The sequence below is a fragment of the Mesorhizobium qingshengii genome (assembly GCF_900103325.1).
Lineage (GTDB): Bacteria > Pseudomonadota > Alphaproteobacteria > Rhizobiales > Rhizobiaceae > Mesorhizobium > Mesorhizobium qingshengii.
The window spans coordinates 90,090-103,421 of sequence record NZ_FMXM01000020.1 but is presented as its reverse complement, the minus strand read 5'-3'; the positions used below and the strand labels follow the sequence as shown (position 1 = coordinate 103,421).

Here is a 13,332-nt window from a genome sequence, read left to right as displayed (position 1 = left end):
GAACTTCTTGCACATATAAACGATTTAAACAACTTTCAAAATATTTAAATCGATTAATGATTTGATATCATTTGGCTTTTCTGGTTCTGACCATCTCAGCCTGCGTAGTGGGCGCGCCGGAAATGCTCCCGGCAGATGCGGCAAATTGAAGAAGGGACCCTCATGTCGGAAGTCGGCAAACGCAATCCTGCTTGCGGGATCGATCGTATCGGCCTGAAAACCAAGGGCGTGGTGCGCTATAATTTCGGCGCGGCTGCCCTTTACGAGGAATCGATCCGGCGCGGCGAAGCCCGGCTGACCGCGCACGGCGCCCTGATCGCCGAGACCGGCCAGCACACCGGTCGCTCGCCCAAGGACAAGTTCGTCGTTCGCGACGGCACCACCGATCCGCATGTCTGGTGGGACAACAACAAGGCGATGTCGCCGGCCCAGTTCGACACGCTGCTCGCTGATTTCCGGGCGCATGCCGCGGACAAGGATCTTTACGTGCAGGATCTGGTCGGCGGCGCCGACGTGGAACTGAAACTGACCACCAGGGTGGTCACCGAATTCGCCTGGCACTCGCTGTTCATCCGCAATCTGCTCATCCGTCCCGATGCCGCCGAACTCGAGCAGTTCGTGCCCGAGATGACGATCATCGACCTGCCGTCTTTCCGCGCCGATCCCGCCCGTCACGGCACCCGCACCGAAACGGTGATCGCCGTCGACCTTTCGCGCAAGATCGTGCTGATCGGCGGCACGTCCTATGCCGGCGAGATGAAGAAGTCGGTGTTCACCATGCTCAACTACCTGTTGCCGGCCAAGGGCGTGATGCCGATGCACTGCTCGGCCAATGAGGGGCCGGCCGATGACGCCGCCGTCTTCTTCGGGCTTTCCGGCACCGGCAAGACGACACTGTCGGCCGATCCGTCACGCACGCTGATCGGCGACGACGAGCACGGCTGGGGACCGCACGGCATCTTCAATTTCGAAGGTGGCTGCTACGCCAAGACGATAAAGCTGTCCGCGGAGGCCGAACCGGAGATCTTCGCCACCACGCAGCGCTTCGGCACCGTTCTGGAGAATGTCGTGCTCGGCGCGGACCGTGTGCCGGATTTCGACGACGGTCGGCTCACTGAAAACACGCGCTGCGCCTACCCGCTGGAGTTCATCCCCAATGCCAGCAAGACGGGGCGCGCCAATCATCCGAAGAACATCATCATGCTGACCGCCGATGCCTTCGGCGTGATGCCGCCGATTGCCCGGCTGACCCCGGCGCAGGCAATGTACCATTTCCTTTCCGGCTACACGGCCAAGGTGGCCGGAACCGAAAAGGGCGTGACCGAGCCCGAAGCGACATTTTCGACTTGTTTCGGCGCACCGTTCATGCCGCGCCATCCGTCGGAATACGGCAATCTGCTGCGCGACCTGATCGCCCGGCACGAGGTCGATTGCTGGCTGGTCAATACCGGCTGGACCGGCGGCGCCTACGGCACTGGCAAGCGGATGCCGATCAAGGCAACGCGGGCGCTGCTTGGCGCAGCGCTCGACGGCTCGCTGAAGACGGCCGATTTCCGCACCGACGCCCATTTCGGTTTCAAAGTGCCGGTGGCAGTTCCTGGCGTCGACAGCGCCATTCTCGATCCGCGGTCGACCTGGGCCGACAAGTCCGGCTATGACCGGCAGGCGGCGAGACTGGTCGGCATGTTCATCGACAATTTCGGGAAGTTCGAAAGCCATGTCGATGCCGTCGTGCTGGGTGCAGCGCCCCACATGCAGGAAGCGGCGGAATAATCGCCACGTCGCTCAGCACCATTGAGGGCCCGATTTCGATCGGGCCTTTTCTTTTTTGATCCGCCGCGCCATGACTGCGGCATGACGACCGACGACAAGATCATCATTGCCGACGACGCGGTGATCCACCCGGGCGACCTGCACGAGGACTTCATCCGCTCGTCCGGGCCGGGCGGCCAGAACGTCAACAAGGTGGCAACGGCCGTGCAACTGCGCTTCGACGCGGCAAATGCGCCGGGCCTGTCGGAACGCGTGCGTGAGCGAACGATCAAGATGGCCGGCCAGCGCGCCACCAAGGACGGTGTCATCGTCATCGAGGCCGGACGCTTCCGCACGCAGGAGCAGAACCGGGCGGACGCCCGGGCGAGGCTGACCGCACTTGTAGCCAAGGCGGCCGAGCCGCCACCGCCGCCACGCAAGAAGACGAGGCCATCGAAAGGCTCGGTCGAGCGGCGGCTGAAGAGCAAGGCCGGTCGCTCGACCGTGAAAAAGCTGCGCGGCCGGGTCGGCGACGACTGAGTGCGGCCCGCTTCTATTCCCTTTCAGGTCGGCAAGCGCGGCTTTCGGGTCGTCCTTTGCGGGTCCCCGTGGCAATCTCGCTTGTCGCCACATCAGACGGATTGATTGACCGAAGCCATGCTCGTCCTGCCCAAAGGCGTCCGCCACATGCCCGGTTACCTGTCGCGCGCCGTACAGGAAGCGCTGGTCGAGAATGTAAGAAGCATCGTGCAGGCAGCACCCCTGTTCGTGCCGGCCATGCCACGCACCGGCAAGGAGATGAGCGTGCGCATGACCAATTGCGGCCCGCTCGGCTGGGTCACCGACAAGGAACGCGGCTACCGCTACCAGCCGACACATCCGGTGACCGGGACGCCATGGCCGCCAATCCCGGACGGGCTGCTCGAGCTGTGGCGGCAAGTGTCGGGCTATCGGCATCCGCCGGAAGCGTGCCTGGTCAATTTCTATGCGCCCGATGCAAAAATGGGCCTGCACCAGGACCGCGACGAGGCCGATTTCTCGGCGCCGGTCGTCTCTGTCTCGCTGGGCGACGATTGCCTGTTCCGGGTCGGCCAGACGACGCGTGACGGCGCCACGAAGTCGTTCAGGCTGCAAAGCGGCGACGTCGTGGTGCTCGGTGGCGAAGGGCGGCTGTGCTTTCACGGCGTCGACCGCATCTACCCCTCGACTTCGGCGCTGCTGAAAAATGGCGGCAGGATCAATCTGACGTTACGACGAGTGACAAAGCCGGAGGATGACGACCCTTCTCCGCATAAGCCGATCTAAGGCCCGGGCGCCATCAAGGCTGGCAAGGTCGTGCATCCAGACCAGCTGGTATCGCTGAGTTTCCAGCAGCCAGCAGGCAAGGGCGTTCCAATCTGATGGCTGAACGCCGGCCACTAGAGTTTGCGCAGCGCCACTTCCTCGACCAGATGGTCGGCGCCCTTGCGCAGGATGAGGTCGGCGCGCGCCCGCGTCGGCAGGATGTTCTCGCGCAGGTTCTTCAGATTGATGTTGGTCCACAAGCCTTCGGCGATGGCGCGCGCCGAATCCTCCGAGAGCTGCGAATAGCGATGGAAGAAGGAGTCCGGGTTGCGGAAGGCGGTCTCGCGCAGCCGCATGAAGCGCGAGATGTACCACTGGTGGATCAGTTCTTCCTCGGCATCGATGTAGATGGCAAAGTCGAAAAAGTCGGACAGGAAGGGCACGATCTTGCCGTCCTGCGGCAGCTTGCCCGGCTGCAGGACATTGATGCCTTCGAAAATCAGGATGTCCGGCCGGTCGATGGTGACGAACTCGCCGGGAATGACGTCATAGGTGAGATGCGAATAGACCGGCGCGCGGACATTGGGCAGCGCCGACTTGATGCCCGACAGGAAGCGCAGCAGCGCGCCGACATCGTAGCTGTCGGGAAAGCCCTTGCGTTCCATCAGGTTTTCGCGCCGCAGGACCTCATTGGGCAGCAGAAAACCGTCGGTGGTGATGAGATCGACCTTGGGGCTTGAGGGCCAGCGCGCCAGCAGCTCCTTCAGCACGCGCGCCGTGGTCGACTTGCCGACCGCGACGGAACCGGCAATGCCGATGATGAAGGGCGTCTTGACGATATCCTGCGCATTGAAGAAGACTTGGCGCTGCCTGAACAGAAGCTGGCTCGCTTCGACATGCGCCGACAAAAGCCGCGACAGCGACAGGTAGATGCGCTTGACCTCTTCGAGGTCGATTGGGTCGTTGAGCGAACGCAGGCGGCGGAATTCATCCGCGCTCAGCGTCAGCGGCGTGTCGGCGCGGAATTGCGACCATTGCTCGGCTGAGAAGAAACGAAAGGGGGAATATTTCTCGGTTGGCGCGAGCTGATCCATCGAGATACCTGCCCTCCCTCGCGATCAGCCCTTGGGCCGTGACGCCTTCTCGGCGATGCCCGAACGCCCGGTGCGGCTTTCAAGCTCCTTGAGCACGTCGCTCAGCGGAACCTCCGAGAGGCCGAGAACGACGAGCCAATGATATATAAGATCGGCGCTTTCCGAAACGAGGGCCTGTTTGTCGCCCTTGACGGCGGCGATCACCGTCTCGACCGCCTCCTCGCCGAGCTTCTGCGCCGCCTTGTCGATGCCGCGCGCGAACAGTTTCGCCGTCCACGAGTCCGGGTCACCGGAATGGGCGCGTTCCCAGACGATTTTTTCCAGATCGGACAGTGAAAACTCGGTCATTGGCGTCATCTATCTGCTTGTTTAAGCATGATCTTTTCCGAAAACCGGTTCCCACTTTCCGGGATCATGCTTTAAGGCCGATTACCGGGGGAGTCCAGCCGCATCGGCAGCCCCGCGGCGGCCATATGGGCCTTGGCCTGCGCTATCGTGTAGGTGCCGAAATGGAAGATGGAAGCCGCCAGAACCGCGCCGGCATGACCATCGCGAATGCCTTCGACCATGTGATCGAGCGTGCCGACGCCGCCGGACGCGATGACCGGCGCGCGCACCGCATCCGCGACCGCACGGGTGAGCGCGATGTCGTAGCCGGCCTTGGTGCCGTCACGATCCATCGACGTCAACAGGATCTCGCCGGCGCCGCGATCGACCATAAGCTGAGCGAATTCAACCGCATCGATGCCGGTCTTTTCACGACCGCCATGGGTGAATATCTCCCAACGGTCGGCCTCGCCGGCGCCTGACACTTTCTTGGCGTCGATGGCGACGACGATGCACTGGTTGCCGAACTTGTCGGCCGCCTCGGCGACGAAATCCGGGCTTTTCACGGCCGCCGTATTGATCGACACCTTGTCGGCCCCGGCCAGCAGCAGCTTCCTGATATCGGCGACCTGGCGCACGCCGCCGCCGACGGTCAGCGGCATGAAGCATTGTTCGGCGGTGCGGGCGACGACGTCGAAGATGGTCTCGCGATTGTCGGATGAAGCGGTGATATCGAGGAAGCAGAGCTCGTCGGCACCGGCCGCGTCATAGGCCTTGGCCGCCTCGACCGGATCGCCGGCGTCGATGAGATCGACGAAGTTGACGCCCTTGACGACACGGCCGTTCTTGACGTCGAGACAGGGGATGACACGGGCTTTCAGCATCACCTTCCCTCTATCGTTGCGATGAGATCGTTGAGCAATTGACCGACTTGCGGCGGAACATCCGCTTGCGCGTCGAAGGCCGGATCGTAGGCTGAAATGGTGATGCCGACGACCGGCACCGCAAGCGCCATGGCACAAGCCGCGTCGCGCAACTGTTCGGGGCTGGGCCCGCCTGGACTGACATAGCGGTTGGCCTGCAGTTCTTTCGGGTCGTGCACGTCAAGGTCGAGATGCATGTGCACGCGTTTGGCGCCGGCGGCCTTCAGCTTTTCGGTTGCCTGGGCCGCTCCGGGACATTCCGTCCGAATGACCGGCAATGTCTGGAGAAGCTGCTTTTCCGACGGATCGAGGTCGCGCGCGTTGACGAGCACGCAGCGTGCGGGGTCGATCGGCTTGAAGCCGGGAATGGCGGCTGCCATCGGCCGCCAGCACAGGCCAAGCACCGTCGCCAGCGCCATGCCGTCGAGGAAGCCGTATATGGATGTCTCGGGCGTGTTGAGGTCGCCATGCTGGTCGGCCCAGATGATCGCATCGGCGCCCTCGCCGGCGACCGCACCGGCACTGGTCAGGCAATTTCCGGCGAGAACGATGGGAAACCGGCCGATGTCACGGGCAAGGCGAACCTCGGTCGCAACCGCGTTGCAGACGGCGAAGCCGGTGACGATCTCGCGCTCCTGGTTGTCGCCGACCTTGCCGATGTCCTCGACCGCGACGTCGTGACCGGCCATGGTCAGGGCGTCGACGAGACCGCCCGATATCAACGCGTCCGGGCCCTGGCCCATGCCGCCATGGTAGTGACCGCTGTCATAGGACGCCAGGATGATGGAGAGCTTCACGACCGCGTCTCCGTCGCCGTCCTGCCCTGCAGGATTGCCAGCGCCTCGGCCGGATCGATGCGGCCGTCATAGAGCGCACGACCGGAAATCGCACCTTCGAGCTTTTTTGCGTCGGGCATGGTCATGCGCACGATGTCGGCGATCGAAGCGAGGCCGCCGGAAGCGATGACGGGGATCGACACGGCGTCGGCGAGGTCGATCGTGGCGTCCCAGTTGATGCCGGTCAGCACGCCGTCGCGGTCGATGTCGGTGTAGATGATGGCGGCGACGCCGGCGCCCTCGAATTTCTTCGCCAGTTCGATGACGCCGAGGCTGGACGCCTCGGCCCAGCCCTCGACAGCGACCTTGCCGCCCTTGGCGTCGATACCGACGGCCACCTTGCCCGGAAAAGCCTTGCAGGCCTGTTTGACCAGGTCGGGATCGCGCACCGCCACCGTGCCAAGGATGACGCGGGCGAGCCCGCGATCGAGCCAGTCCTCGATCTGCTCCAGCGTGCGGATGCCGCCGCCGAGCTGCACCGGGTTCTTCGTTGCCTTGAGGATGGCGCCGACCGCCGCGCTGTTGACGCTCTGGCCCTGGAACGCGCCGTTGAGGTCGACGACGTGCAGCCATTCGAAGCCCTGTCTCTCGAAGGCCAGCGCCTGGGCCGCCGGATCGTCATTGTAGATCGTCGCGGTCGCCATGTCGCCGTGCTTCAGGCGCACGCATTGGCCGTCCTTGAGGTCGATGGCGGGGAAAAGAATCATCCGTTCAGGCGCCTTCAACGATGACGAAATGGCCGGTCGAGGCGGCAAGCCGGAACTTCGAGGCCTGCTGATATTCCGGCGAATGATAGCATTCGACCGCCTTGTCGTAGGAGTCGAACTCAACCAGCACGTGGCGGTTTCCGGTCGGTCCTTCCGGATTCTCGTAGCGACCGGCCCGCACGGGGAATTTCGCACCGTATTTCGCGAAGGCAACGGCATTTGCCTCGATGTACTGCTTGTACACCTCCGGGTCGCGGACATCGATCATCGCCATCCAGTAGCCCTTCTTGCTCATGTTCTTCAGGGCCTCCAGCGCAGGAAGTTGGTGATCAGCGCCAGGCCCAGCGCCTGGCTCTTTTCGGGATGGAACTGGGTACCGACCAGATTGTCGCGGGCGACGGTGGCCGTCACCGGTCCGCCATAGTCTGCAACCGCCAGAACCTCCTCGGGCTTGCGTGCATCGAGATGATAGGAATGGACGAAATAGGCGTGCAGTCCGTTGGGCCCGGTCGGAATGCCGGAAAACAGCGGATGCTGGCGCTTGAGCTCGATCGTGTTCCAGCCGATCTGCGGGATCTTCAGGGACGGGTCGGCCGGCGTGATCTCCTTGACGTCGCCGGCAATCCAGCCAAAGCCATTGGTAACGGTCTTTTCCAGGCCACGCTGCGACATCAGCTGCATGCCGACGCAGATGCCGAGGAAGGGCCGGCCCTTTCGAATAGCGACTTCCTCGACCGCTTCCCACATGCCGGCGACGGCACGCAGTCCGGCGGCGCAATCGGCATAGGCGCCCACGCCGGGCAGGACGATGCGATCGGCCGTGCGTACCCGTTCGGCATCGGCGGTCAGGTCGATGTCGGCGGCAATGCCGGCTTCGCGCGCAGCGCGCTCGAAAGCCTTGGTGGCCGAGCGCAGATTGCCCGACCCGTAATCGATGATCGCAACCCGCATGTCAGCTTCGTCCCGGAATGTGGGTCAGCCCCAGCGCCATGCCCGGCTGTGCCGGGCGCGCCCGGGCGGCATCCGGAACCATGCGCGGCGGCGGCGCAACCTCACCGGCAAGCGCATCGGCTTCCAGCGCGTAGCGTATATCGGCATCATTGAGCCAACCGGCCTCGACCACGCCCCATTCGTGCCAGCCGCGGCGGCGAAGCGCCGCGATGCGCAGCCCCTGTCCTTCCAGCCCGACATACAGCGAAACCAGCAGTGACAGCAGCGAGCCGGCCAGCCCAAGGCCGAGCTTTTCGCCAAGCATCGAAAGCAGGCCCATGACGACGAAGGCGAGTGCTGCTTCGATCCACAGCCGGTGCCATGCAAGCCACAATGGCAGCAGCAGGAAACCGAGCCAGGTGAAGCCATCGCGGACAAAGGCCGTTGCGTCGACCTTTTCAGTGCGGCCGGGCGGTTCCATGACGACATAGGTGGCCATGACGCTATCCCTTCAACGATCCCTTGGTGGAGGGAACCGCGTCCGGCTGGCGCGGGTCGCGTTCCAGAGCGGCGCGCAGCGCGCGCGCCACCGCCTTGAAGCAGGTCTCGGCGATATGGTGGTTGTTGGCGCCATAGTGGTTGGTGACATGCAGCGTGATGCCGGCATTCTGCGCCAGCGCCTGGAAGAATTCACGCACCAGCTCGGTGTCGAACGTGCCTATCTTCGGCGACGAGAACGAAACGTTCCAGACCAGGAATGGGCGGCCGGACACGTCGATCGCGGCGCGCGTCAGCGTCTCGTCCATAGCAAGGTCGATCGAGGCGTAGCGCATGATGCCGCGCCGCTCGCCCAGCGCCTTGGCCAGCGCCTGGCCGAGTGCGATGCCGGTATCCTCGACGGTATGATGGTCGTCGATATGCAGGTCGCCCTTCGCCCTGACGGTCATGTCGATCAGCGAGTGGCGGGAGAGCTGATCCAGCATGTGGTCGAAGAAGCCGACACCCGTGGCGATGTCCGACTTGCCCGAGCCGTCGACATGGACCGACACGGAGATGTCGGTTTCCTTGGTCTTGCGGCTTGCTTCGGCGGAACGGGGCGCCATCACTCTATCCTTGTCCCAGAGGTTCACACATCGTGACCGGTTCACGGGCTCCAAGCGCTCGCAGGCTTGAAAACGAAAGCCTTCTATCAGCATGATCCGGCGATTGCCAGTTGCCATGCGGAAAGGTATCGGCCTTGCCGGAGAGGCGATTTGCAATCGTTTGCCCCATGCATACATATGGCCGATCAAAGTTACTCGTACCGCGCCAATCGCCTTTTGGGATCGCGCGAATCGGAGCCAAGAATGTCGAATGAACTGACCATGCACGCCACGACCATCGTGACGGTGCGCAAGGGCAACAAGGTGGTGATCGCCGGCGACGGCCAGGTCAGCCTTGGCCAGACCATCATGAAGGGCAATGCACGCAAGGTGCGCCGCATCGGCAAGGACGGCAATGTGATTGCCGGTTTCGCCGGCGCCACCGCCGACGCCTTCACGCTTCTGGAACGGCTCGAAGCCAAGCTCGAACAATATCCCGACCAGTTGACGCGCGCCTGCGTCGAGCTCGCCAAGGACTGGCGCACCGACCGCTATCTGCGCCGGCTGGAAGCGATGATGCTGGTTGCCGACAAGTCGATCTCGCTGGCGCTGACCGGCACCGGCGATGTGCTCGAACCTGAATATGGCGTCATGGCCATTGGTTCGGGCGGCAATTACGCGCTGGCCGCGGCACGCGCGCTGATGGACACCGACAAGGACGCCGAGGAGATCGCCCGCAAGGCGATGCAGATCGCATCCGACATCTGTGTCTACACCAACAACAATTTCGTCATCGAAACGCTCGATGCCGCCTGAGAAGGTGGTGCTCTACGATTTTCGGCCGGTGACCGAGAAAGACCTGCCGATGATCGCCGGCTGGCTCGCCGAGCCGCATGTCGCGCAGTGGTGGAACGATCCCGAGACGGAAATCGCCGAGATACGCGAACATATCGACTCGATTTCCGTCGAGCCGCTGATCGTGGAGCTCGACGGCAAGCCGATCGGCTATCTGCAGAGCTACGATCCGCATCTGGAAGACGACCACCCCTATGCCGACCAGCCGTTCGGCACGCTCGGCATCGACCTGTCGATCGGCCGGCCCGAGCTGGTCGGCATCGGCCATGGTTCGGCAATCGTGCGCAAGTTCGTCGAACACCTGTTCGAGGAAGGCGTTCCGCGCGTCATCATCGACCCCGATCCCGCCAACGGTCGAGCCATCCGCGCCTATGAAAAGGCGGGGTTCCAGGCCATTGATCGGCGGCAATCAGTCTATGGTGACGTCGTGCTGATGGCGATCGACGCCGACGAGAGTGACGCGGAAGAGGGACAATAGGGCATGAACGCATCCGTATCCAGCGAGGACAAAGACCTCTCGGCCTACGAGAACAGCTGGCGAATGGGACTTCTGATCGTGCTTGGCCTGGTCATTGTCCAGGCCGTCACGCTCTACCTGATGGGCCACCCGCCGATCTGCACCTGCGGTTACGTCAAGCTGTGGCACGGCGTGGTGAACAGTTCCGAGAACTCCCAGCACATTTCGGACTGGTACACGTTCTCGCACATCATCCACGGCTTCCTGTTCTACGCGCTGGCGCGATACCTGTTCCCGCGGTCACCGATCGGACTGAGGCTGGCATTTGCCGTCCTTGTCGAGGGCGGCTGGGAGCTGCTCGAGAACAGCCCGTTCATCATCGACCGCTACCGCTCCGGCACCATCTCGCTCGATTATTACGGCGACAGCATCATCAATTCGGTGTCCGACACACTGGCCATGGTGCTGGGATTTGTGATGGCGCGAAGGCTACCTATATGGGTGATCGTCAGCCTCGCCATCCTCTTCGAACTCGGTACCGGCTATCTCATCCGGGACAATCTGACACTCAACGTGATCATGCTGCTGCATCCGTTCGAGGCCATCAAGCAGTGGCAAAGTGGAATTTAGTGATATGAGCACATTCTCTCCCCGCGAAATCGTTTCGGAACTCGACCGCTTCATCATTGGCCAGAAGGACGCCAAGCGCGCCGTGGCCATCGCCTTGCGCAACCGCTGGCGCCGCCAGCAGCTGGAAGGCCAGATGCGCGAAGAGGTGATGCCGAAGAACATCCTGATGATCGGGCCGACCGGCGTCGGCAAGACCGAGATTTCGCGCCGCCTGGCGCGCCTCGCCGGCGCGCCTTTCGTCAAGGTCGAGGCGACCAAGTTCACCGAAGTCGGCTATGTTGGCCGTGACGTCGAGCAGATCATCCGCGACCTTGTCGAGATCGCCATCGGGCTGGTGCGCGAGAAGATGCGCGAGGACGTCAAGGCGCGCGCCCACATCAACGCCGAGGAACGCGTGCTGGAAGCGCTCGTCGGGAAGACGGCGAGCCCGGCCACCCGCGACAGCTTCCGCAAGAAGCTGCGCGACGGCGAGCTCGACGACAAGGAAATCGAGATCGAGGTTGCCGACACCGGCAATGGCGGCATGCCCGGCTTCGAGATTCCCGGCATGCCGGGCGCCAACATCGGCGTGCTGAACATCAACGACATGCTGTCGAAGGCGATGGGCGGCAAGAAGACCAAGACGCGCAAGACGACGGTCAAGGAGTCCTACGGGCTGCTGGTCGGCGACGAGTCCGACAAGCTGCTCGACCAGGACGAAGTGGTGCGACTGGCGCTCGACGCCACCGAGAATGACGGCATCGTCTTCCTCGACGAGATCGACAAGATCGCGGCCAGATCAGACATTTCGGGCGGCCCGTCACGCGAAGGCGTGCAGCGCGACCTGCTGCCGCTGGTCGAGGGCACCACGGTGGCGACCAAGTATGGGCCGGTGAAGACCGACCATATCCTATTCATCGCCTCCGGCGCGTTCCATGTCTCGAAGCCGTCCGACCTGTTGCCGGAGTTGCAAGGCCGCCTGCCGATCCGGGTCGAGCTGCGCGCGCTGGAGAAGGACGATTTCGTCCGCATCCTGACCGAGACCGAGGCGAGCCTGATCAAGCAGTATATCGCGCTGATGAAGACCGAGGGTGTCGAGCTGTCCTTCACCGACGACGCCATCGATTCACTGGCCGGTATCGCCGTCGACCTCAATGCCAGCGTCGAGAACATCGGCGCCCGGAGGCTGCAGACGGTGATGGAGCGGGTGCTGGACGAAATCTCCTACGACGCGCCGGATCGCAATGGCACCGCGGTGACAATCGACGCCGCCTATGTCGAAAAGCATGTCGGCGACCTGTCCAGAAACACAGATTTGTCGCGATTTATTCTTTAAAGAACGGCGCCGGGCTGCTCCGGCGCCGGTTCAGGCAACGCGTTCCGGCGGCTCAATCATGTGTGGCCAGATGGTACCATCTGGTCACCTTTCTTCTTGCCGTGTGCAGGGGCGCTCTCGACTCGACCAAGAGCTTTACCTAGTTTGCGCGGCAATTCTCTAGGCGGCGGCGCATGAAAAAACTGATCCTGCTCATTCTCGGCTTGACGCTGGCGACGACGCTGTTCGCGGTCGAGGCGGCGACATTGGTGCCGGCGGGAAACCGCAATGCCGAGCAGCCCGACATTCCGGGCGCCTCGAGCCGGCGCACGCAAGCCACCAACACCACCTTCCAGGCGAAGTACCGCAAGGTCTACGCCCTGCTGCAGAACGACGCCGACCTGCGCGGCAAGATCAAGAAGGCCGCCGCCGCCTACGGCATCGATCCCCTGCACATCGTCGGCGCCATTGTCGGCGAGCACACCTACAATGTCGACGCCTATGACCGGCTGCAGACCTATTACGTCAAGGCGATCTCCTATCTGTCGAGCAAGCTGTCCTTCGCCTATGACGGCGAAGACATCACCGATTTCGTGCAGCGGCCGGAATTCAAGAAATGCGCCGGGATGTCGGACAGCTACGATCTGTGGGAATGCCGCGAGCAGGTGTGGAACCATTCGTTCCGCGGCAAGAGCGTTGGCGGGGAGAGCTTTCCCGACGATCGTTTCGGCGCCACCTTCTTCCAGCCCTATTATGCCGGCCAGACCTTCGGCCTCGGCCAGCTCAACCCTTTGACGGCGCTGCAGATGAGCGATCTCGTGCACAAGGTTTCAGGCCTGCCCAAGCTCGACGTCGCCGATCCCAATTCCGTCTACAAGACCATCATGGATCCCGACCTGACGCTGCCTTACGTCGCCGCGACGATCAGGAAGTCGATCGACGCCTACAAGAGCATTGCCGGCTTCGACATTTCGGGCAATCCGGGGCTGACCGCCACGCTCTACAATGTCGGCAATCCGGAGCAGCGCGCTTATGCGCTGAAGGCGGAAAACGACAGGCGCCGCGCCGCCGGCGAGCCCGAAAAGCTGCCGGAAGAGAACTATTATGGCTGGCTGGTCAACGACAAGCTGCCGGAGCTGAGGGCGCTGTTTTAGGGCTCCG

At 63.0% G+C, this 13,332-nt stretch carries 17 protein-coding genes; 8 read left to right on the top strand and 9 right to left on the bottom strand.

Features of this window, described 5'->3' with window-relative positions; translation table 11 throughout:
- Nucleotides 1-162 precede the first annotated feature (162 nt).
- From BLS48_RS26250 to BLS48_RS26240, 3 genes are all read left to right on the top strand, one after another.
- Entirely contained in the window at nucleotides 163-1,773 is a 1,611-nt protein-coding gene (locus BLS48_RS26250; RefSeq protein ID WP_091584199.1) for a phosphoenolpyruvate carboxykinase, read from the top strand.
- Nucleotides 1,774-1,854: 81 nt separating this feature from the next.
- The gene (gene arfB, locus BLS48_RS26245) at nucleotides 1,855-2,292 is read left to right on the top strand and encodes an alternative ribosome rescue aminoacyl-tRNA hydrolase ArfB (protein ID WP_091584196.1); all 438 of its coding nucleotides are present in this window, start codon (nucleotides 1,855-1,857) and stop codon (nucleotides 2,290-2,292) included.
- A 117-nt stretch (nucleotides 2,293-2,409) separates the two neighbouring features.
- Complete coding sequence (locus BLS48_RS26240) at nucleotides 2,410-3,057, top strand: alpha-ketoglutarate-dependent dioxygenase AlkB family protein (RefSeq protein WP_091584293.1); 648 nt, start codon at nucleotides 2,410-2,412, stop codon at nucleotides 3,055-3,057.
- A 113-nt stretch (nucleotides 3,058-3,170) separates the two neighbouring features.
- Here the strand turns inward: BLS48_RS26240 and coaA are convergent, their stop codons facing one another.
- From coaA to hisB, 9 genes are all read right to left on the bottom strand, one after another.
- A complete protein-coding gene (coaA, locus tag BLS48_RS26235) occupies nucleotides 3,171-4,130 on the bottom strand; it encodes a type I pantothenate kinase (RefSeq protein WP_091584193.1) in 960 nt (319 codons plus the stop codon).
- A gap of 24 nt (nucleotides 4,131-4,154) precedes the next feature.
- The gene (locus BLS48_RS26230) at nucleotides 4,155-4,478 is read right to left on the bottom strand and encodes a phosphoribosyl-ATP diphosphatase (RefSeq protein WP_091584190.1); all 324 of its coding nucleotides are present in this window, start codon (nucleotides 4,476-4,478) and stop codon (nucleotides 4,155-4,157) included.
- A gap of 71 nt (nucleotides 4,479-4,549) precedes the next feature.
- Nucleotides 4,550-5,344: an imidazole glycerol phosphate synthase subunit HisF gene (gene hisF / locus BLS48_RS26225; RefSeq protein WP_167365254.1), complete on the bottom strand. Its 795-nt coding sequence runs from the start codon at nucleotides 5,342-5,344 to the stop codon at nucleotides 4,550-4,552.
- Nucleotides 5,341-6,177 carry an arginase family protein gene (locus tag BLS48_RS26220; protein WP_091584185.1) on the bottom strand — a complete coding sequence of 279 codons (837 nt, stop codon included), beginning with the start codon at nucleotides 6,175-6,177 and terminating at the stop codon, nucleotides 5,341-5,343. The genes hisF and BLS48_RS26220 overlap by 4 nt, the downstream gene beginning before the upstream one ends.
- Nucleotides 6,174-6,923, bottom strand: coding sequence for a 1-(5-phosphoribosyl)-5-[(5-phosphoribosylamino)methylideneamino]imidazole-4-carboxamide isomerase (gene hisA, locus BLS48_RS26215; protein WP_091584182.1), 750 nt, complete (start codon nucleotides 6,921-6,923; stop codon nucleotides 6,174-6,176). The genes BLS48_RS26220 and hisA overlap by 4 nt, the downstream gene beginning before the upstream one ends.
- 4 nt (nucleotides 6,924-6,927) lie before the next feature.
- Nucleotides 6,928-7,218 (bottom strand): DUF1330 domain-containing protein, encoded by a 291-nt coding sequence (locus BLS48_RS26210; RefSeq protein WP_091584180.1) that lies wholly within the window; start codon nucleotides 7,216-7,218, stop codon nucleotides 6,928-6,930.
- A gap of 5 nt (nucleotides 7,219-7,223) precedes the next feature.
- Entirely contained in the window at nucleotides 7,224-7,874 is a 651-nt protein-coding gene (gene hisH / locus BLS48_RS26205; RefSeq protein WP_091584177.1) for an imidazole glycerol phosphate synthase subunit HisH, read from the bottom strand.
- 1 nt (nucleotide 7,875) lies between these two features.
- Nucleotides 7,876-8,352, bottom strand: a complete 477-nt coding sequence (locus BLS48_RS26200) for a DUF2628 domain-containing protein (protein WP_091584174.1) — start codon at nucleotides 8,350-8,352, stop codon at nucleotides 7,876-7,878.
- 4 nt (nucleotides 8,353-8,356) lie between these two features.
- Complete coding sequence (gene hisB / locus BLS48_RS26195) at nucleotides 8,357-8,956, bottom strand: imidazoleglycerol-phosphate dehydratase HisB (RefSeq protein WP_091584171.1); 600 nt, start codon at nucleotides 8,954-8,956, stop codon at nucleotides 8,357-8,359.
- Between the two features lie 243 nt (nucleotides 8,957-9,199).
- Here hisB and hslV point away from each other — a divergent pair, with 243 nt between their 5' ends.
- From hslV to BLS48_RS26170, 5 genes are all read left to right on the top strand, one after another.
- Nucleotides 9,200-9,751: an ATP-dependent protease subunit HslV gene (gene hslV / locus BLS48_RS26190; protein ID WP_091584168.1), complete on the top strand. Its 552-nt coding sequence runs from the start codon at nucleotides 9,200-9,202 to the stop codon at nucleotides 9,749-9,751.
- Complete coding sequence (locus tag BLS48_RS26185) at nucleotides 9,741-10,268, top strand: GNAT family N-acetyltransferase (protein WP_091584166.1); 528 nt, start codon at nucleotides 9,741-9,743, stop codon at nucleotides 10,266-10,268. The genes hslV and BLS48_RS26185 overlap by 11 nt, the downstream gene beginning before the upstream one ends.
- A gap of 3 nt (nucleotides 10,269-10,271) precedes the next feature.
- Nucleotides 10,272-10,877: a DUF2585 domain-containing protein gene (locus tag BLS48_RS26180; RefSeq protein WP_091584163.1), complete on the top strand. Its 606-nt coding sequence runs from the start codon at nucleotides 10,272-10,274 to the stop codon at nucleotides 10,875-10,877.
- A gap of 4 nt (nucleotides 10,878-10,881) precedes the next feature.
- Entirely contained in the window at nucleotides 10,882-12,192 is a 1,311-nt protein-coding gene (gene hslU / locus BLS48_RS26175) for an ATP-dependent protease ATPase subunit HslU (RefSeq protein WP_091584160.1), read from the top strand.
- Between the two features lie 173 nt (nucleotides 12,193-12,365).
- Complete coding sequence (locus tag BLS48_RS26170) at nucleotides 12,366-13,325, top strand: DUF1402 family protein (protein ID WP_091584157.1); 960 nt, start codon at nucleotides 12,366-12,368, stop codon at nucleotides 13,323-13,325.
- Nucleotides 13,326-13,332 lie beyond the last annotated feature (7 nt).